This is a genomic window from Bacteroides sp. 1001302B_160321_D4 (assembly GCF_015667765.1).
GTDB classification, from domain to species: Bacteria; Bacteroidota; Bacteroidia; order Bacteroidales; family Bacteroidaceae; genus Bacteroides; species Bacteroides xylanisolvens.
In genome coordinates, this window is sequence record NZ_JADPLO010000038.1 from 32,637 (window position 1) to 54,538 (window position 21,902).

The 21,902-nt window shown below is 42.6% G+C and carries 15 protein-coding genes and 1 pseudogene; 12 read left to right on the top strand and 4 right to left on the bottom strand.

Annotated features, from left to right (window positions below):
* Window positions 1–26: 26 nt before the first annotated feature.
* The 3 genes from KFO40_RS15185 to KFO40_RS15195 all read right to left on the bottom strand — a co-directional run bounded on the left by KFO40_RS15185 (window position 27) and on the right by KFO40_RS15195 (window position 3,086).
* Window positions 27–605 (bottom strand): UpxY family transcription antiterminator, encoded by a 579-nt coding sequence (locus KFO40_RS15185; RefSeq protein ID WP_008018120.1) that lies wholly within the window; start codon window positions 603–605, stop codon window positions 27–29.
* A 335-nt stretch (window positions 606–940) separates the two neighbouring features.
* The gene (locus KFO40_RS15190; RefSeq protein ID WP_050554751.1) at window positions 941–1,906 is read right to left on the bottom strand and encodes a tyrosine-type DNA invertase cluster 3b; all 966 of its coding nucleotides are present in this window, start codon (window positions 1,904–1,906) and stop codon (window positions 941–943) included.
* Window positions 1,907–2,114: 208 nt separating this feature from the next.
* A complete protein-coding gene (locus tag KFO40_RS15195) occupies window positions 2,115–3,086 on the bottom strand; it encodes a type I phosphomannose isomerase catalytic subunit (protein WP_004313588.1) in 972 nt (323 codons plus the stop codon).
* Window positions 3,087–3,398: 312 nt separating this feature from the next.
* Between KFO40_RS15195 and KFO40_RS15200 the strand changes: the two genes are divergently transcribed.
* From KFO40_RS15200 to KFO40_RS15220, 5 genes and pseudogenes are all read left to right on the top strand, one after another.
* Complete coding sequence (locus KFO40_RS15200) at window positions 3,399–4,496, top strand: aldose epimerase family protein (RefSeq protein WP_211146534.1); 1,098 nt, start codon at window positions 3,399–3,401, stop codon at window positions 4,494–4,496.
* Window positions 4,497–4,548: 52 nt separating this feature from the next.
* Complete coding sequence (locus tag KFO40_RS15205; RefSeq protein WP_004307295.1) at window positions 4,549–5,859, top strand: MFS transporter; 1,311 nt, start codon at window positions 4,549–4,551, stop codon at window positions 5,857–5,859.
* Window positions 5,860–5,969: 110 nt separating this feature from the next.
* Entirely contained in the window at window positions 5,970–7,124 is a 1,155-nt protein-coding gene (galK, locus tag KFO40_RS15210) for a galactokinase (RefSeq protein WP_004297463.1), read from the top strand.
* Window positions 7,125–7,382: 258 nt separating this feature from the next.
* Window positions 7,383–8,534, top strand: a complete 1,152-nt coding sequence (locus KFO40_RS15215) for an AAA family ATPase (protein WP_225449765.1) — start codon at window positions 7,383–7,385, stop codon at window positions 8,532–8,534.
* A 6-nt stretch (window positions 8,535–8,540) separates the two neighbouring features.
* A pseudogene (locus KFO40_RS15220) lies at window positions 8,541–9,221 on the top strand (RloB family protein).
* 115 nt (window positions 9,222–9,336) lie between these two features.
* Here KFO40_RS15220 and KFO40_RS15225 read toward each other — a convergent pair.
* Window positions 9,337–11,319: an alpha-L-arabinofuranosidase C-terminal domain-containing protein gene (locus KFO40_RS15225; protein WP_087322558.1), complete on the bottom strand. Its 1,983-nt coding sequence runs from the start codon at window positions 11,317–11,319 to the stop codon at window positions 9,337–9,339.
* Between the two features lie 377 nt (window positions 11,320–11,696).
* On the opposite strand from KFO40_RS15225, the gene KFO40_RS15230 reads away from it, so the two are divergent.
* From KFO40_RS15230 to KFO40_RS15260, 7 genes are all read left to right on the top strand, one after another.
* The gene (locus KFO40_RS15230) at window positions 11,697–12,836 is read left to right on the top strand and encodes an aldose epimerase family protein (RefSeq protein ID WP_004309169.1); all 1,140 of its coding nucleotides are present in this window, start codon (window positions 11,697–11,699) and stop codon (window positions 12,834–12,836) included.
* A 25-nt stretch (window positions 12,837–12,861) separates the two neighbouring features.
* Window positions 12,862–14,556, top strand: coding sequence for a sodium:solute symporter (locus KFO40_RS15235; protein WP_211146535.1), 1,695 nt, complete (start codon window positions 12,862–12,864; stop codon window positions 14,554–14,556).
* A 133-nt stretch (window positions 14,557–14,689) separates the two neighbouring features.
* Complete coding sequence (locus KFO40_RS15240; RefSeq protein WP_008770909.1) at window positions 14,690–15,406, top strand: NUDIX hydrolase; 717 nt, start codon at window positions 14,690–14,692, stop codon at window positions 15,404–15,406.
* 5 nt (window positions 15,407–15,411) lie between these two features.
* On the top strand, window positions 15,412–16,095 hold the full coding sequence (locus KFO40_RS15245) for an L-ribulose-5-phosphate 4-epimerase (protein ID WP_004309172.1): 684 nt from the start codon (window positions 15,412–15,414) through the stop codon (window positions 16,093–16,095).
* 41 nt (window positions 16,096–16,136) lie between these two features.
* Window positions 16,137–17,666, top strand: coding sequence for an L-arabinose isomerase (gene araA / locus KFO40_RS15250; RefSeq protein ID WP_008021904.1), 1,530 nt, complete (start codon window positions 16,137–16,139; stop codon window positions 17,664–17,666).
* Window positions 17,667–17,685: 19 nt separating this feature from the next.
* Entirely contained in the window at window positions 17,686–19,281 is a 1,596-nt protein-coding gene (locus KFO40_RS15255) for a xylulokinase (RefSeq protein ID WP_211146536.1), read from the top strand.
* A gap of 141 nt (window positions 19,282–19,422) precedes the next feature.
* Window positions 19,423–21,825, top strand: coding sequence for a glycoside hydrolase family 127 protein (locus KFO40_RS15260; protein ID WP_211146537.1), 2,403 nt, complete (start codon window positions 19,423–19,425; stop codon window positions 21,823–21,825).
* Window positions 21,826–21,902 lie beyond the last annotated feature (77 nt).

A 21,902-nucleotide genomic window follows, 5' to 3' on the forward strand; every position in this document is an offset into this window, starting at 1 on the left:
AATTTGTGGATAAATGATGACGAGTACTAGTTTTTCTCGCAGATAGCTTCGACATAACCAATAGGCATATTCACGCAAGCGCACCCCAGCATATTCAGCCGGACGGCAATCTTGCTTTTGCCATCTACATTAACCAGTTCACCAACCAGCCCGGTCAGAGGTCCTTTCACAACACGAACCTTCTCACCACGTGCCAAAGGAGAGCTGTTCATGCAAATAGCTTCCTCTGAATAGTCGAGCATGAAACGAAAACGAGCCATCTGCTCATCTGGAATCACCGCTGGAGAGCTCTCACCACGCATCACCATATAACGGCTCACTGTAGAAAAACTTAGAACTTCTTTGCGTTCTTTCGGATTAACGTGTACAAACACCATCATTGGAAGAAGGACAGACTCAACCATCTTGCGCCGGTCACTCCACTGATGAATTTCCTGCTGAACAGGAACAAAATTCTCAATCCCTATTTTATCTAAACGTTCGGCTACTTTCTTCTCATGATGCATACGAACCAGAGCAACATACCAGCGTTTAGAGTGTGCTACGCCTTCCCCTGTCCCATCGCTAGGCCCAGCACTAATTGATTTCGGCTTTGTTAAAATCATGTTTTTTTACCTCATGTTCTTCCGTTACTTCTTAGGTAACGGACAATACATACACAAGGCACACATCTCAACAAAAAATGGAAATCACATATAGAAATAGGGCATAAGAAGGAAACAACCTAATACTCAACGGGAAGAATCCAGAGATTAGGCAATAAAAAGTATAGGGCATGAAAATAATCTTATTTCATGTTCGGATAGTTTTTTTCCTATATTTTAGATAAAACGAAAAAAAATGGAAGAATATTTGCTTACTATTTATGTTTTTGTCTATCTTTGCGTCAAATTTAAGTTCCGTTACCTAAGAAGTAACACACATATATCAGTTCTGATTATTAGAACTTTACACTTTTACTTCTGCCTACACAGCAGTTTCTTACGTAAGATAAATTCCCTTTATTTACCTCCGTACGTTCTTTAAGCTCAAAGCCTTTCAAATAGATTTGTGTGGTTTTTATAGATTTATGGCCCAATGATTCACTAATCATTTCAATGGAGACTCCCCGATACTTCGCAGTTGTTGCCCAGGAATGACGAAGCGTATAGGAAGTGACAGGAGATTGCAAATGCAAGGTTCTTGCCAGGTCTTTCAGATTATTATTAAATCGACGAAGAGCGGACTGATATTCCCGATAACCTCTTTCATCTTTCCGTTTCTTATCCCCACGAAGAATGTCAAACAGATAATCCGGACAATCGGGGTGAGAACTTTCCTTACTACGGAGCTGGTTAATCATTTCCTTTGCTGTATTCAGCACTTCCACGCTCATTGGAGTTTTGGTTTTGATACGATTGTATCGCAATACATTCTGATTCAAAGCCGACTTCTCCAAATGGGCTAAATCGGCAAATGACATTCCACAAAACTGAAACATCAGAGCAGCGATAGCTTGCGTACGACGTAAACGCTCCGTTTTGGGATCTTCATACAGAAGCTTATGCAATTCCGTAGCAGGCAGAGCCTTTTTCTGGCGGACATCCACACCTGTATAAACATCATGAAACAGTCTCGGCACGTATGGCGCACTGCCCGCTTCCACTCCACGGTTATAGATACTACGAAGCATACGCATATACGTAGAAATCGTATTGGGCTTCAAGCCACACTCATAAAGATACTGACCGTAACGCCGTAAACGCTCACGGGTGACCAGTCTGAACGACACGTTAGACGTGCCGCAAAATTTGCTGAAAGAGAAGAGGGCATTCTTGTAGACATGCGCCGTAGAATGCCGTCCCTCCTTTCGCAAACGACCGATGTAGAATTCCGCACACCGGCTAAATCCATTTTTGTTCATCATTTGCATCACTAGTTATTTTATATATTATGCCACTTGGCAAGTGGCAAAAGAACGAATCTTTTTGTGTCTTCAACGCAAAGTTTTTGATAAATATAGTTAAAGACTTTCCTGCCGTTTTTACTCTATTGGTAATAAAAAAAGTCATCCGGCTTTGTCCATCACTAGAATGGAGCAAAGTCGGATGACTTTAATTCTGTATAATAATCTCTTATACGTATGTTTCCAACAATTTCACATTTCCTCCTTCAGGAGTGATTGTGATGTCTTGTGTAGTTGCAGGCAACAAAATAGATTCTCCAGCACTAACAGTCAGTTCATTGCCTTCATTGTCTCTCATCTTGCAGGATCCTTCCATACAGATAAAGATCACGAATGAATCGAGTTCGGAATAGTCGCAACTGATTTCTTCAGTCATGTCATACAGAGAAGTCGTAAAGTAGGTGCAGGCAACCAGTTCTACCGGTTCGTCCTTCAACGGTTCGTATTTAGTGCGATAGTCATCCAACACTTCGTAGTTGATGGCTTCACGGGCTAAGTCGGTGTGAAGTTCGCGGGTTTTACCATTCGCATCTTTACGGTTAAAGTCGTAGATACGGTAAGTAATATCAGAGGTTTGCTGAATCTCGGCGATGAAAGAACCTGCCCCGATGCTGTGTACGCGTCCGGCAGGAAGGAAAAACACATCACCCGGATGGATCTCATATTCCTGCAATACGTCGGTAATCGTATTGTTCAACACGCGTTCTTTATATTCTTTCGGGGTAATCTGTTCAGAGAATCCTGAACGCAATTTAGCTCCTTTGTCGGCATCTACCACATACCACATCTCGGTTTTTCCCATCGAATTATGGCGTTTCTTCGCCAACTCATCTGTTGGGTGTACCTGGATTGACAAATCCTGTTTGGCGTCGATGAACTTAATGAGCAACGGAAATTTGTTGCCGAAACGGGCATAATTCGCTTCACCAACCAGTTCCTCACGATACTTTCTTACCATATCGGCTAAGGTTAAACCTTTATCCGGGCCATTAGCCACTACGGATTCATTGTCCTCAACGCCAGAAATCTCCCAGCTTTCTCCTACTCCTTTCAAGTCAGAGTTCAAATGCTTGAACGGAATAATTTTGTCGCCCCCCCAAAGCGTCTGCTTCAGAATTGGTTCGAATTTTAATGGATACATTTTTGTTTTTCTTGTTATAAACCTAGATTAAATTCGCTCGGATTGTTACAATCCGGGAACAAACATACAAAAAATTGTTCAGTTTTTAAGAAAAGGAGGATGAAAATTCATTTAAGAAAGATTCTTTCGTTTTTATATCGAATATTTTTCAATTCCAATTCTGTATTAACGGCAAGACTTTTGTCATTTCCGAAAAAAACATGAAGTAATAAAGCTAAACTTTCCTAAAGTACCTGTTATATTTAGTCGGAATAATTTGTGAGTAAGAAAGAATTTCCCTTTATTTGCAGGAAATTTTTAATAATACCAGACATGAATAACACATTCCCAACAGAAGGGAATCTATCAGGGCTCAGCCGGAAAGATTTCCAAAAGGATATAAATGATAAGAAAACTGATTTATTTATCCTCAAAAACACAAAGGGAATGGAAGTAGCTGTAACAAATTACGGATGCGCCATTCTTTCTATCATGGTACCGGACAAAAACGGTAAGTATGCCAATGTAATCCTCGGACACGACAGCATCGACCACGTCATCAACAGCCCGGAACCTTTCCTAAGCACTACTATCGGACGCTACGGCAACCGCATCGCCAAAGGAAAATTCACTCTGTTCGGCGAAGAACATGAACTCACAATCAACAACGGACCTAACTCCCTGCACGGAGGACCTACCGGTTTCCACGCTCGTGTATGGGACGCTATACAACTTGACGAGAGCACAGTGCAATTCAACTATGTTTCTGCCGATGGCGAAGAAGGATTCCCCGGCAACCTGGAAGTAGAAATGACCTACCGCCTGGAAAACGAAGTAAACGCACTGACTATCGAATACCGCGCAACAACCGACAAAGCCACAGTCGTTAATCTGACTAACCACGGTTTCTTCAACCTCGCCGGTATCTCCACTCCTACTCCTACCGTCAACGACCACATCGTTACTATTAACGCTGATTTCTATACGCCTATCGACGAAGTTTCTATCCCAACAGGCGAAATTGCCAAAGTAGAGGGTACTCCGATGGATTTCCGCACTCCGCATACCGTAGGCGAACGTATCAATGACAAATTCCAGCAACTGATTTTCGGTGCCGGTTACGACCACTGCTATGTACTGAACAAGATAGAGAGCGGCTCACTCGACCTGGCTGCTACTTGCAAAGACCCAAAAAGCGGCCGTATCATGGAAGTGTATACCACCGAAGCCAGCGTGCAACTCTATACAGGCAACTGGCTGAATGGATTTGAAGGCGCACACGGAGCTACATTCCCTGCAAGAAGCGCTATCTGCTTTGAAGCACAGTGTTTCCCGGATACCCCGAACAAACCGCATTTCCCATCGGCTACTTTGCTGCCGGGTGATGAATACCAACAGATCACTGTCTACAAGTTTGCTGTGGAAGAATAAGATTTGAAAAAACAACTAACCTAATTTTATAAACTAACATTTTTTTTGAACCATGACACAAGAAAAAAAGAACGGTAAAATCATTGCAATCATTACGATGATTTTCCTTTTTGGTATGATTTCATTTGTTACCAACCTCGCTGCTCCTATGGGTATCGTGTTGAAAAACCAGTTTGACGTATCAAACGCATTAGGTATGCTGGGAAACTTCGGAAACTTTATTGCATACGCAGTAATGGGTATTCCGAGCGGTATCCTGTTGCAACGCGTGGGTTATAAGAAAACAGCACTGATCGCAGTAGCTATCGGTTTCATTGGCGTAGGTATCCAATTCTTATCCGGTCATTCAAGCCCGGAAATGGCATTTGCCGTTTATTTGATTGGTGCATTCGTAGCAGGTTTCTCTATGTGTTTGCTTAACACTGTTGTAAACCCGATGTTGAACAAACTGGGTGGCGAAGGTAACAAAGGTAACCAGCTTATCCAGGTAGGTGGATCTTTCAACTCTGTAATGGCTACCATTACTCCGATGTTTGTAGGTATCCTGATCGCCGGATCTATCGAAAAAGCTACTATTTCTCAAATATTCCCTGTGATGTACACTGCTATGGCTGTGTTCGCTTTCGCATTCTTCGTACTTCTGTTTGTACAAATCCCCGAACCTAATGCCAATGCTGCAACAGAGCCTATCGGCAAATTGATGAAGGGTGCTTTAAAGTTCCGTCATTTCATCTTGGGAGCTATTGCAATCTTTGTATATGTAGGTATTGAAGTTGGTGTACCGGGTACTTTGAATCTATTCCTGACAGACCCTGTAGAAAAAGGCGGAGCAGGTATCGCTTCTACTATTTCAGGTTTCGTGGTAGGAACTTATTGGTTCTTAATGTTGATCGGCCGTCTGGCAGGCGCATCACTCGGTGCTAAAATTTCCAGTAAAGCGATGCTTACGTTTACATCTGCACTGGGTTTGATTTTAGTATTCCTTGCTATCTTCTCTTCTACCGGAACATTGGTTAACCTGCCTGTACTTCAACAGAGTGCTACCGGCGGTTTGTCATTCGGTTTTGCTGAAGTACCTATCAACGCTATGTATTTGGTATTAGTAGGTCTTTGTACTTCTATCATGTGGGGTGGTATTTTCAACCTTGCAGTAGAAGGACTAGGAAAATATCTGGCTGCTGCTTCCGGTCTGTTTATGGTACTGGTTTGTGGTGGAGGTATCCTGCCTGTTATCCAAGGTTGGGTGGCTGACATCGCCGGTTTCATGCCTAGCTACTGGGTTATCATCGCCGCACTTGCTTACCTGCTGTTCTACGGCCTAGTAGGTTGCAAAAATGTAAACAAGGATATTCCTGTGGAATAATTTTCGATTTCTGATTTATGATTTCTGAATTGCTCATAATTCAGAAATCATAAATCAGAAATCTCTATATTATTATTATTATTATTATTCACCTTTAAAATATAAATATCATGGATACAGAATACGTAAGAAGTCGCTTCATTAAACACTTTGACGGAACTACTGGATTTTTATATGCTTCTCCGGGCCGTATCAACCTGATCGGTGAACACACTGACTACAACGGTGGATTCGTATTTCCGGGAGCCGTAGACAAAGGCATGATTGCTGAAATCAAACCAAACGGCACTGATAAGGTTAAAGCTTACTCTATCGACTTGAAAGACTATGTAGAATTTGGTCTGAACGAAGAGGATGCTCCACGTGCCAGCTGGGCAAGATATATTTTCGGTGTATGCCGTGAAATGATTAAACGTGGCGTTGACGTGAAGGGATTCAATACTGCTTTTGCAGGTGATGTGCCTCTGGGTGCAGGTATGTCTTCTTCTGCTGCTTTGGAAAGTACGTATGCTTTCGCATTGAACGAACTGTTCGGTGAAAACAAAATAGATAAATTTGAATTGGCTAAAGTGGGCCAGGCAACAGAACATAACTACTGCGGTGTTAACTGCGGTATCATGGACCAGTTTGCTTCTGTGTTCGGTAAAGCAGGCAGCTTGATCCGTCTGGATTGCCGTTCACTGGAATATCAGTATTTCCCATTCCATCCGGAAGGCTATCGTCTGGTTCTGATGGATTCAGTGGTTAAACACGAATTGGCTTCTTCTGCTTACAACAAGCGTCGTCAAAGCTGTGAAGCTGCTGTTGCCGCTATCCAGAAAAAACATCCGCACGTAGAATTCCTGCGCGACTGTACGATGGCTATGCTGGAAGAAGCGAAAGCTGATATCAGCGCTGAAGACTATATGCGTGCAGAATATGTAATCGAAGAAATCCAACGTGTACTCGATGTTTGCGAGGCATTGGAAAAGGATGATTACGAAACTGTAGGTAAGAAGATGTACGAAACTCATCACGGCATGAGCAAGCTGTACGAAGTAAGCTGCGAAGAACTCGACTTCCTGAATGACTGCGCTAAAGAATACGGTGTGACTGGTTCACGCGTAATGGGTGGTGGCTTCGGTGGTTGTACGATCAACCTTGTTAAGGATGAGTTGTATGATAACTTCGTTGAAAAAACAAAAGCTGCTTTCAAAGCTAAATTCGGCAGAAGCCCGAAAGTGTATGACGTAGTAATCGGCGACGGTTCTCGTAGACTGGAATAAGAATTTATTCGTTATTAAATAAGTAAGAAGGGCGGCTTCCGTGATGGGAGCCGCCCTTATTTTTTACACGGCATAATAACACACAATCTCAACTCTATTCTCTTAAAATGAGAAAAATTCTCATTTTAAGAGAATTATCTAAAACTATTCGTATCTTTGCCATGTTCTATAGAATAGACAACTTAATATAAAAACAATATGATAATCAATTTTACAGTAGGCAACTATCGTTCGTTCAAAGACAAAAAGGTTTTGAGCATGGAAGCTACCGCTATTAAAGAATTGAATGAATCTGTTATAGAAAAAGAAGGATATAGACTACTTCCATCAGCTGTTATTTATGGAGCTAACTCAAGTGGAAAAAGTAACTTTTTAAAAGCGATTGGCAAATTTGGAGAGATAGTCAACTATTCTTCTAAAATGAGTTCTACAGATAAATTAAATATTACTCCTTTCTTATTAAACCAAAAATCAACTCAAGAACCATCATTTTTTGAAATAGAAATACTGATAGATAACCAAACATATACGTATGGCTTTACCGCAGACAATCTGAAGGTTTATGAAGAGTGGTTATATATAAAAGAGGGAAAAGCAAAAAAGGAAAAATGCTTATTTGTTCGTACAGAAGAAGGAATCGGAATAGCTGACGAGTATAATGAAGGCAAAGGTTTGGAAGAAAAGGTACGTGACAATGGACTATTTTTATCTACAATTGATTCTTTTAACGGTGAAATTGCCAAAAAAATTATTCATAAAATTGACTGTATCTGGGTAATATCAGGTATCGACCATGAATCTTGGTCTGTATTTACAAATGATATGTGTAATAATAAAAATCCAGAACTTAGCTTTCAACAAGAGATTCAAGATTTCTTGAAATCTATGAATGTAGGGTTTAACAGATTTGAACTTCCCGAAGATGAAAAGTTGGCAAAAGAAGTAAAAGCATACACCATACATAATTTGTATAATGAACAGGAAGAAGTCATTGGAGAAACCCGCTTTTCCATGAAAGAGCATGAGTCATCGGGTACTAACAAACTATTCGATTTGGCCGCCTTAGTTATTGGTCAATTGGCGTTGGGAGGTCTACTAGTTATAGACGAACTCGATTCCAAGCTCCATCCATTACTGACTCAACATATTATTAAACTTTTCAACAATCCAAAAACAAATCCCAAGGGAGCTCAACTAATATTTGCTACCCACGACACCAATTTACTGAATGTAAAAACATTCCGTAGGGATCAGATTTGGTTTACGGAAAAAGATCATTCGGAAGCTACCGACCTCTATTCATTAGCAGAATTCAGAGAACCGGAAGGAAACAAGATTCGGAAAGACCGTAGTTTTGAAAAAGATTATATCAACGGACGTTACGGCGCAATTCCATATATTAAAGATTAATACACAATGAGTAGACTGCTGCCGAAACATCGGTTTGAGGAAATAAAAAGAGAACAAAGACAGGCAAAACTGGATAAAAGAAGAAAAGTAGCAGTACGCAATGTATCTGTTAGTTTCCTTATCGTATGTGAAGGTGAAAGAACTTAACCTAACTATTTCAAGGCTTTAATAAAAGACCGTTATTCGGATATCCGTGAGGTTACAATTGAAGGTAAGGGACAAGGTACAGTCAGTCTTATCAAAGAAACCATAGCTATTCGTGATAAATCAAATAAAGAGTTTGACAGGGTATGGGCTGTTTTTGATAAGGATGACTTTAATGATTTCAATGACGCCATACAGCTTGCAAAAAAGAATCATATTCTTTGCGCATGGTCTAATGAGTCATTCGAACTTTGGTATTATCTACATTTTCAATATTTGGATACCGGCATATCCCGTTCTCAATACATTGAGAAAATAGAAAGGGAAATACAAAATAGAACAAATGATTCAAACTACCGATATAAAAAGAAATCACCGGAAACTTTCGACATATTACAACGTATAGGAGATGAATCATTAGCTATCAAACACGCTCAACGCTTAAGAGAATCATTTTCGGGAACAGATTATGCGGCTCACAAGCCTTGTACTACTGTATATGAGCTAGTAGAAGAACTAACTCATCCTGAAAAGTTATTATGATCATAACATAACTATACATCAAGAAGGGCGGCTTCCGTGATGGGAGCCGCCCTTACTTTTTACAATTAACAAAAATCTAGAACCTATTGGTCTAATAACATCTAATTAGTTCTACTTATTTCTTCGTGAACTTATATACCGCGAACGTAGTGGGTTCCAGTTCGGTAGTAAACACGTTGCCTTCAATAGATACCGGAGTTTCCTGCGGAACGATGGCAAAAGGTTGCTCAAGTGTATTATCCTTATCCAAATCAATCGAACGAAGTTTGATACAACGGCCATTAGACAATACATCTTGTTTTTTTAATCCTTCAAAATTCAAGGTAATTGGCTGTATTGTGGCGGAAGTATTGGCAACCTTTACAATCAGTTCATTCTTATCCTTATCGAAAACAGCACTGGCAAAGAGTCCGTTCTGTCCTTCGGCTCCCGTTACATTTTTCTTGTTCATGGTAAGGGGAAGTACATTTGTTCCTTTGTTTTGTGCATACAGTTGTTGTACATAATAGCTAGTGGTACGCACAGAGTTCAGGTTATCGAACCAAATCATATCAGGACGCCATTGCCATCCTTCCACATGAGCGAAAAGCGGAGCATAGGTAGCCATGTGAACGATGTCAGCATTACGTTCCAATCCGGTCATGAAAGCAGCTTCGAGCAAAGCAGCATGATAATGGTTCCATTTCTTTCCTTTTCCATGGCAGGCATATTCGCCGGCAAAGACTTTCGGACCTTTACGATCGTAGTTATCATAGCGGGCACCTTGTGCCAGGAACCAACTTTCGGGACGATAAAAATGTTCGTCCACCAAATCGGCTTTCAGACGTTTCATTTCAGGCCACAAGTAATCAAATTCTTTTCCTTCGGAATTCGGACCGGAGCTACCTACTATTTTAATTTCCGGGTGAGCTTTACGAATGGCTTTGATAAACGGTTCGAGACGTTCGGGATATTCTTTTCCCCATTGTTCGTTACCGATACCGACAAACTTCAGGTTAAACGGTGCAGGATGTCCCATATCGGCACGTACCTTTCCCCATTTGGTATTCACGTCTCCATTAGCAAACTCAATCAGATCGAGTGCATCCTGAATATAGTTATCCAAATCACAAACGGCTACGTGAGCTTTCGGATCATTATTCTGATATTGGCAGGAAAGTCCGCAATTCAGAATCGGCAGAGGTGCCGCACCCATTTCTTCAGACAGCAGGAAATATTCGTAGAATCCCAATCCATAGCTTTGATAATAATCAGGGAAGAATCGGTGAGTAAAAGTATACTGCCAACGATTTTCATTTAAGGGACGGTTCTCTACCGGGCCAACTGATTTTTTCCAGTCGTAACGAGTCTCCAGGTCGGTACCTTCTACAATGCAACCACCGGGAAAGCGAAAGACTCCGGGATGAATATCCGCCAATGCTTGTGCCAAATCTTTACGAAGACCATTTTCGTGTCCCTTCCAAGTATCAACCGGGAAAAGAGAGACGTGCTCCAAATCTACTGTTCCTTTGGAAGTAAGGAAAATACGAAGTACGGATTTCGGATGAGTACTGCCGGGCTTCAAGATTATCTGGTATTTTTTCCAGTCCTTAGAATCAATCGTAAGATTCCCTGCGACAAGCGCCTGACGTTCGCCCATTGATTGGGTATCTACAAGTTCGATTCTCAATGTTTCTTTCGTACTTCCTTGCGGCAAACGCGCCCAAACGGAGAAGCGATACTCCTCCCCCTTCTTGACACCGATACCAAAGAAACCTTCGTTATCCAATCCGGTATGTTTATGTGCATGTCCGGGGTTAGAAAGGCGCACGTAATGCGGATTGCGTTCAAAAGGGCCATCATTCATTAAGGATACTTTTCCATACGTTTTCCATCCCATCAGGTGTTGTGGAAATTCAAAGGAACGATTCTTCACCAGTTCGGCATAAAGTCCGCCGTCGGCAGCATAGTTGATGTCCTCAAAAAAGAGTCCGTACATAGTAGGTTGGATTTCTGCACCCAGCTTCTTCGTCTGTATCACCAACTCATTAGTTTGCGCATGAAGCGCAAGGTTAGTAGACAAGGCTAATACTGCCAATAAATTTGCGTATCTTCTCATGGTTCTCAATAAAAAATTATATATAGTTAAAATGCAAAGATAATCAGATTCTCTATTTTCCCCGTACCCGATTTTATCATTAACAGGTGTATATCGGTCAAAAAGGATCAAATTCCATTCATTTGCACAATTTTCCATCCGTATCTGATATTTATAATACGAAACCAGATCAAAAAATACCTATTAACCCGCTCTATTATATGAAAAATAAACGGATGGAAAGCGTACATTTATATATATAATAAGGTGTATGGGAAATCATAAAATATACCGTTTATGCTGCATAACATACAAGAGTGTATTTGATACACCAAACAAAAGTGTTACTTTTACACCCAAAATAAGATAAATATCTCATTTACATTAAAAATAAAGCCATGAAAAAACATTTTCTACTTGCAGGATTTGCCGCGCTGATGCTGGTTGCGTGCAATAACAAGCCGGCTTCCGAGCTGACCTTGTCCGGTCTTGATCCGGTAAAATTTCAAACAGAAGTGAACAATGCCAAAACAGCTCTTTACACCTTAAAGAACAAGGCAGGCATGGAAGTATGCATCACTAACTTCGGAGGACGTATCGTGTCTGTCATGGTACCCGACAAGAACGGTAAGATGCAAGATGTAGTTTTAGGTTTTGACAGCATTGCTGACTATATTAATGTACCCAGCGACTTCGGTGCTTCTATCGGACGCTATGCAAACCGTATCAACCAAGGACGTTTCGCATTGGACGGTGACACGATCCAACTGCCGCAAAACAATTTCGGCCACTGCCTGCACGGAGGTCCGAAAGGTTGGCAATACAAAGTTTATGAAGCTAATCTGATTGATCCGACAACGCTGGAACTGACACTTGTCTCACCGGACGGAGACGAAAACTTCCCGGGTAATGTGACAGCTAAAGTGACTTACAAACTGACTGAAGACAACGCTATCGACATCAAATATAGCGCAACTACCGATAAAAAGACGATCATCAATATGACCAACCACTCTTACTTCAACCTGGCTGGTGATCCGTCAAAAGCTTCAACCGACAATATATTGTATGTGAACGCAGACTACTATACCCCAGTAGACAGCACCTTTATGACTACAGGCGAAATCGCTCCGGTGAAAGACACTCCGATGGACTTCACCACTCCGAAAGCTGTAGGCAAAGAGATCGACAACTACGATTTCGTTCAACTGAAGAACGGAAAAGGATATGACCACAACTGGGTACTCAACACAAAGGGAGATCTTTCGCAAGTTGCTGCAAAACTCACCTCACCTGAAAGCGGTATTACTCTGGAAGTATATACCAACGAACCGGGTGTACAGGTTTACACAGGAAACTTCCTCGACGGAACCGTAACCGGAAAGAAAGGCATCGTTTACAACCAACGTGCTTCTGTGTGTCTGGAGACACAACATTATCCTGACAGTCCTAACAAGGCAGACTGGCCTTCTGTTGTACTGGAACCGGGACAAACTTATAATAGTGAATGTATTTTCAAATTTTCTGTAGAGAAATAATATTAACTCATAAATCATATTTATTGTGGAAGCATTAGATTGGCTAGTAATCGGAGTCTTTTTTCTGGCTCTGATCGGTATTATTGTTTGGGTAGTCAGACAAAAACAAAATGACTCGGCAGATTATTTCTTGGGCGGACGCGACGCAACATGGCTTGCGATCGGTGCCTCTATTTTCGCATCCAACATCGGTTCGGAACACTTGATCGGACTGGCAGGAGCCGGTGCATCCAGTGGTATGGCTATGGCACACTGGGAAATTCAGGGATGGATGATCTTGATTCTGGGATGGGTGTTTGTACCCTTCTACACACGAAGCATGGTATATACAATGCCGGAATTTCTGGAACGCCGCTATAATCCTCAATCACGTACCATCCTGTCGGTCATCTCTTTGGTAAGTTATGTGTTAACCAAAGTAGCTGTGACTGTATATGCCGGTGGTCTTGTATTCCAACAAGTATTCGGTATCAAAGAGCTTTGGGGAATTGATTTCTTCTGGATTGCAGCTATCGGTCTGGTAGTGTTAACTGCACTTTATACGATCTTCGGTGGTATGAAATCAGTTCTTTACACTTCTGTTCTTCAAACCCCTATCCTACTGCTAGGATCATTAATAATTCTGGTACTCGGCTTCAAAGAATTAGGTGGATGGGACGAAATGATGAGAGTCTGTGGGGCTGTTACCGTAAATGATTACGGTGATACAATGACTAACCTGATCCGTAGCAATGATGATGCAAACTTCCCTTGGTTGGGCGCTTTGATCGGTTCGGCTATTATCGGTTTCTGGTACTGGTGTACCGACCAGTTCATCGTTCAACGTGTACTTTCAGGTAAAAATGAAATGGAAGCTCGTCGTGGTACTATTTTCGGTGCTTATCTGAAATTGTTGCCTGTATTCCTTTTCTTGATTCCTGGTATGATCGCATTTGCATTACATCAAAAATATATCGGTGCCGGTGGCGAAGGTTTCTTGCCGATGCTGGCCAACGGAACAGCAAATGCTGATGCCGCTTTCCCGACATTAGTAGCCAAATTACTTCCTGTCGGTGTGAAAGGTTTGGTAGTATGTGGTATTCTTGCCGCCTTGATGAGTTCTCTTGCATCTCTGTTTAACTCGTCAGCCATGCTGTTTACTATCGACTTCTACAAACGTTTCAGACCGGAAACTCCGGAGAAGAAACTGGTAGGTATCGGTCAGGTTGCAACGGTTGTAATCGTTATTTTAGGTATTCTCTGGATTCCTATCATGCGTAGTGTAGGCGATGTACTTTATACTTATTTGCAGGACGTTCAATCCGTACTGGCACCAGGTATCGCTGCGGCTTTCTTACTGGGTATCTGTTGGAAACGTACTTCCGCCCAGGGTGGTATGTGGGGATTGATTGCTGGTATGGTAATTGGTTTAACTCGCCTCGGTGCAAAAGTATATTATAGCAATGCAGGTGAAGTAGCAGATTCTACATTCAAATATTTGTTCTATGATATGAATTGGTTATTCTTCTGTGGATGGATGTTCTTGTTCTGCATTATTGTAGTAATCGTAGTCAGCCTGGCAACCAAAGCTCCGACTGCAGAAAAGATTCAGGGACTGGTATTCGGTACGGCTACCAAAGAACAAAAAGCTGCTACACGTGCTAGCTGGAATCACTGGGATATTATTCATACTGTAATTATCCTGGCTATTACAGGTGCTTTCTACTGGTATTTCTGGTAAAAAATAAGCCCTTCCTTCAATCTTCTCTTTGGGAAAGGTTGAAGGAAGCTAAAAATAGTCTTGCCAACGGAAAGACTGGTTTATTATAACTAAAATCACAATCTAAATGGATAAAGATAATTCACAAGAGTCAATGATAAGCTCAAACTCCCTCTCTTTTGGAAAGAACCGGGGGGAGGCTTATTATAGCTCGAATCCCACCTTTTATGTCGGCATCGACTGTATCATCTTTGGTTTCAACGAAGGGGAAATCAGCTTGCTATTGTTGAAGAGAAACTTCGAGCCGGCAATGGGTGAATGGTCACTGATGGGAGGATTTGTGCAAAACAATGAAAGTGTGGATGATGCCGCCAAACGTGTATTGCATGAGCTTACCGGACTGGAAAACGTTTACATGGAACAGGTAGGAACTTTCGGAGCAATCGACCGCGATCCGGGTGAACGGGTTATCTCCGTGGCTTACTATGCATTGATTAACATCAATGAGTATGACCGAAAACTGGTTCAGAAGCACAATGCTTACTGGGTGAATATGAACGAACTTCCCCCGCTTATCTTCGACCATCCTGAAATGGTAGAAAAAGCACGGGAACTGATGAAACAGAAAGCATCCGTAGAACCTATCGGATTCAATCTGCTTCCGAAACTCTTTACATTATCCCAATTACAAAGTTTATATGAGGCCATTTACGGTGAAACAATGGATAAACGGAACTTCCGTAAAAGAGTGGCTGAAATGGATTATATAGAAAAGACTGATAAAATTGATAAACTGGGTTCCAAACGGGGCGCTGCCTTGTATAAGTTCAACGGCAAGGCTTACCGCAAAGACCCGAAATTTAAAATATAATCATTATGCTGGAAGAACTAAAAGAAAAAGTATTTCATGCCAATCTTGAATTGGTAAAGCATGGATTAGTCATCTTTACCTGGGGCAATGTCTCTGCTATCGACCGTGAAAGCGGATTGGTAGTAATCAAACCCAGTGGTGTAAGTTATGATGATATGAAAGCCGAAGATATGGTAGTAGTGGATTTGGATGGCAAGGTCGTTGAAGGACGACTGAAGCCATCCTCGGATACTCCTACTCACGTAGTACTTTACAAAGCATTTCCGGAGATTGGCGGAGTGGTACACACCCACTCTACTTATGCGACTGCCTGGGCACAGGCGGGATGCGACATTCCGAACATCGGAACGACTCACGCGGATTATTTCCATGACGCCATTCCCTGCACGGCAGATATGACGGAAGCGGAAGTGAAAGGCGCTTACGAACTGGAAACCGGTAATGTGATAGTGAAACGTTTTGAAGGATTGAATCCTGTACATACACCGGGAGTATTGGTGAAGAATCACGGTCCTTTCTCTTGGGGAAAAGATGCGCACGATGCTGTACACAACGCCGTGGTAATGGAACAGGTAGCCAAAATGGCAAGTATCGCTTATGCGGTAAACCCGAATTTAACAATGAACCCATTGCTGGTAGAAAAACATTTCAGCCGCAAGCATGGTCCGAATGCTTATTATGGACAATAACAATTAAAAAAACAGATATTAAAAATTAAAGCAATAACATTATGAATAACGTATTTGATCAATATGAAGTATGGTTCGTAACAGGAGCACAGCTTCTGTACGGAGGTGACGCAGTAATCGCAGTAGACGCACACTCTAATGAAATGGTAAACGGACTGAATGAATCCGGTAAACTTCCTGTCAAGGTGGTATACAAAGGTACTGCCAACTCTTCTAAAGAAGTGGAAACTGTATTCAAAGCTGCCAATAACGATGAAAAATGCATCGGTGTAATTACTTGGATGCATACTTTCTCTCCTGCTAAGATGTGGATTCATGGCCTGCAACAGTTGAAGAAACCGTTGTTGCACCTGCACACACAGTTCAACAAGGAAATTCCTTGGGATACAATGGACATGGACTTCATGAACCTGAACCAGTCAGCTCACGGTGACCGCGAATTCGGACATATCTGTACCCGTATGCGCATCCGTCGTAAAGTAGTGGTAGGTTACTGGAAAGAGGAAGACACTTTGCACAAGATCGCTGTCTGGATGCGTGTTTGTGCCGGTTGGGCAGACTCACAGGATATGCTGATTATCCGTTTCGGCGACCAGATGAACAATGTAGCTGTAACCGACGGTGATAAAGTGGAAGCTGAACAACGTATGGGTTACCACGTAGATTATTGTCCGGTAAGCGAATTGATGGAATATCATAAAGAAATCAAGAATGAAGATGTAGATGCATTGGTAGCTACCTACTTCAAAGAATACGACCACGATGCTTCTTTGGAAGACAAATCGACTGAAGCTTATCAGAAAGTATGGAATGCCGCTAAAGCAGAACTTGCCATGCGTGCTATCCTGAAAGCTAAAGGCGCTAAAGGATTTACAACCAACTTCGACGATTTGGGCGACATCGAATACAATGGTTTCGATCAGATCCCGGGTCTTGCTTCACAACGTCTGATGGCGGAAGGTTACGGATTCGGTGCTGAAGGTGACTGGAAATCGGCTGCTCTTTACCGTACAGTATGGGTAATGAATCAGGGACTTCCCAGAGGTTGTTCATTCCTGGAAGACTACACGCTGAACTTCGACGGTGCCAACAGCTCTATCCTGCAGTCACACATGTTGGAAATCTGCCCGCTTATCGCAGCCAACAAACCGCGCCTGGAAGTACACTTCCTCGGTATAGGTATCCGCAAGAGCCAGACTGCAAGATTGGTATTTACTTCAAAGACAGGCGCAGGATGCACTGCTACAGTAGTAGATATGGGTAACCGCTTCCGCCTGATTGTGAACGATGTGGAATGTATCGAACCGAAACCACTGCCTAAATTGCCGGTTGCTTCTGCTCTCTGGATTCCGATGCCTAACCTCGAAGTGGGTGCAGGTGCATGGATCCTGGCTGGTGGAACTCACCACTCTTGCTTCTCTTACGACCTGACAGCAGAATATTGGGAAGATTATGCTGAAATCGCAGGTATCGAAATGGTACATATCAACAAGGATACTACGATCAGCTGCTTCAAAAAAGAACTGCGCATGAACGAAGTTTATTACATGTTGAATAAAGCACTTTGCTAAATAAAATATTGATTTCAACATGAAATTAGATGCAAAATCAACCATCGAAGCAGGCAAAGCCATTCTTGGTATAGAACTGGGGTCAACACGAATTAAAGCTGTGTTGATTGACCAAGAAAACAAGCCGATTGCCCAAGGTAGCCACACTTGGGAAAACCAGTTAGTTGACGGACTTTGGACTTATAATATTGAAGCTATCTGGTCAGGACTGCAAGATTGCTATGCTGACCTTCGCGCTAACGTAAAGAACTTATATGGCATAGAGATTGAGACGCTGGCTGCTATCGGTGTCAGCGCCATGATGCATGGTTATATGCCGTTCAACAAAAAAGAAGAAATCCTCGTGCCTTTCCGCACCTGGAGAAATACGAATACAGGTCGGGCAGCAGCAGTTTTATCAGAGCTGTTTGTCTACAACATTCCGCTGCGATGGAGCATTTCTCATTTGTACCAGGCTATCCTGGACAATGAAGCGCATGTGAATGACATTGATTTCCTGACTACTCTGGCAGGTTATGTGCATTGGCAGATAACTGGCGAAAAGGTATTGGGTATCGGTGACGCATCGGGTATGCTCCCTATCGATCCGACAACCCACAACTATTCGGCTGAAATGGTGGCTAAATTCGATAAACTGATTGCTCCGAAAGAATATAGCTGGAAACTGGAAGATATTCTGCCTAAAGTATTGTCGGCAGGTGAAAATGCCGGTGTCCTCACTTCGGAAGGAAGTAAAAAGCTCGATGCATCGGGTCATTTGAAGGCAGGAATACCGGTTTGTCCGCCAGAAGGAGACGCAGGTACCGGAATGGTGGCAACCAATGCAGTCAAACAACGCACCGGAAATGTATCGGCAGGTACTTCTTCATTCTCTATGATTGTATTGGAGAAAGATTTGTCGAAGCCATACGAAATGATTGACATGGTGACCACTCCTGACGGAAGTCTGGTAGCCATGGTGCATTGCAACAACTGTACTTCTGATCTCAACGCATGGGTTAACCTGTTCAAGGAATATCAGGAGCTTCTGGGCATACCTGTAAATATGGATAAAATCTATAGCAAACTTTACAATATTGCGCTCACCGGTGATACCGATTGCGGAGGTTTGCTTTCATACAATTATATTTCAGGCGAACCTGTAACTGGATTTGCTGACGGAAGACCGTTGTTTGTACGTTCGGCAAATGACAAGTTCAACCTGGCAAACTTTATGCGGACTCACTTGTATGCTTCAGTAGGAGTGCTCAAGATTGGCAACGATATCCTGTTCAACGAAGAAAAAATCAAAGTGGACAGAATTACTGGTCACGGAGGATTATTCAGAACCAAAGGAGTAGGTCAAAGAATACTTGCTGCAGCTATCAACTCGCCTATTTCTGTGATGGAAACAGCCGGCGAAGGTGGTGCCTGGGGTATTGCCCTGTTAAGTTCTTACCTCGTGAACAATGAAAAGAAACAATCTCTTGCCGATTTTCTGGATGAAAGCGTATTTGTCGGTGACGCGGGTATCGAGGTATCACCTACACCCGAAGATGTAGCCGGCTTCAATACATACATCGAAAACTATAAGGCAGGATTGCCTATCGAAGAGGCAGCAGTCAAATTTAAATAATTGACAGTCGGCAATCCATTGTTGTTCATCAAAGATTGCCGATAAATCGCTGTTTATCAAGAGTCAATTCTAACTAAGTATTAACATTAATTATCTCCACCCCTCTCCTCTTTTGGAGAGGGAGATGGGGAGACTATTATCATGAAAACCACCTCGTTCATACTTGCACTTGTCCTGTCCACCTCACTGGGCAAAGCTCAAAACGCCCCACAAGTGTCTTACTTCCCTTTACAGAATGTGAAACTATTGGATAGTCCGTTTCTGCAAGCTCAACAGACTGATTTACATTACATACTTGCATTAGACCCCGACCGTCTGCTCGCTCCTTTTCTCCGCGAAGCAGGGTTACAGCCTAAAGCCCCCAGCTACACCAATTGGGAAAATACCGGATTGGACGGACATATCGGCGGACATTATTTATCCGCACTTTCCATGATGTATGCCGCCACCGGAGATACCGCAGTCTATAATCGCCTCAACTACATGCTGAATGAGTTGAACCGGGCACAACAAACTGTCGGCACAGGATTCATCGGAGGAACTCCGGGAAGCCTTCAACTTTGGAAAGATATAAAAGCAGGAAAGATCCGTGCCGGAGGTTTCGACCTTAACGGCAAATGGGTGCCTCTATACAACATACATAAGACTTACGCCGGATTGCGGGATGCATATCTCTATGCAGGAAGCGACCTTGCACGCCAAATGCTTATCGCTTTTACAGACTGGATGATCGATATCACTTCCGGCTTGAGCGACGAACAAATGCAGGATATGCTTCGTAGCGAACATGGCGGATTAAACGAAACGTTCGCTGACGTGGCCGAAATCACAGGCGACAAGAAGTATCTGGAACTGGCACGCCGTTTCTCTCACAACCTTATCCTTGACCCACTTATCAAAGAGGAAGACAAATTGACGGGAATGCATGCCAACACACAGATTCCAAAAGTGATCGGCTACAAGCGAATAGCCGAAGTGTCACAAGACGACAAGACTTGGAATCATGCTGCAGAATGGGATCATGCCGCCCGTTTTTTCTGGAACACGGTAGTCAATCACCGTTCTGTCTGCATCGGAGGAAATAGCGTCCGCGAACATTTCCATCCGTCGGATAACTTCACGTCCATGCTGAACGACGTTCAAGGACCGGAGACCTGCAATACTTACAACATGCTCCGGCTTACTAAAATGCTTTATCAGAATTCTCACAATCCGAATCAAACAAACGAACCTGATCCCAACTACGTAAACTATTACGAACGTGCGCTTTACAATCATATTCTAGCGTCACAAGAGCCGGATAAAGGTGGATTTGTCTACTTCACTCCCATGCGTCCGGGACATTATCGCGTGTACTCACAACCGGAAACATCAATGTGGTGCTGTGTAGGTTCAGGCTTGGAGAATCATACCAAATACGGTGAATTTATCTATGCGTATCGGAAAGACACTCTTTATGTCAATCTCTTCATTCCTTCACAACTGACCTGGAAAGAGCAAGGCATTATTTTGACACAGGAAACCCGTTTCCCCGATGACGGCAAGGTAACTTTGCGAATAGATGAAGCGCCTAAGAAAAAACGTACTTTAATGATACGTATTCCGGAATGGGCGAACCAATCCAAAGGATATAGCGTCAGCATCAATGGAAAAAGAAAAATGTTCGTTATGGCAAAAGGTAACCAGTATCTTCCTCTCTCCCGCAAATGGAAAAAAGGGGATGTCATTACTTTCTACTTGCCTATGAAAGTCAGTGTGGAACAGATTCCCGACAAGAAAGATTATTATGCTTTCTTATATGGTCCGATCGTTCTTGCAGCTTCCACAGGCACAGAACATCTTGACGGTTTATATGCCGATGACAGCCGTGGCGGACATATCGCTCATGGCAAACAAATTCCTCTGCAAGAAGTTCCGATGCTGATAGGAAATCCAGATTCAATCTGCAAGTCTCTTCAGAAAGAACAGAATAGCCGGATTACTTTCAGCTATAACGGAGAGGTTTATCCTGCACAAGGCAAAGCATTGGAACTCGTCCCGTTCTTCCGCCTGCATAATTCCCGTTATGCCGTTTATTTCCGGCAGGCAAGCGAAGAGCAGTTTAAAGCGATTCAGGAAGAGATGGCAACGGCTGAACGAAAAGCAACGGAGTTGGCTAATCAAACCATTGACCTGATCTTCCCCGGCGAACAGCAGCCGGAGTCTGACCATGGCATCCAGTATGAGCAGGCAGAAACAGGGACGAATAAAGACCGGCATTTCCGACGTGCTAAAGGTTGGTTCGGCTATCAGTTGAAAGTGAAAGAAGAAGCAAGCCGCCTCCTGATTACGGTACGGAAAGATGACCGCAATAAAGTGGTTATTCTTTTGAATAACGAAAAGTTGGCTGTTCATCCGACTGTCAGTGAAGCAGACCAAGACGGTTTCATAACCCTTTCATACGTTCTGCCTCAAAAACTGAATACGGGTAGTTGTCCGATACGTTTTATCCCTGACGGGACGGAATGGACCTCTGCCGTTTATGAAGTTCGTTTACTAAAATAGAAGTCACCACAGATTACACAGATTAACACAGATTATTTATGGGTTATAACATGATAGCAGTCAGAATAAAATCAATC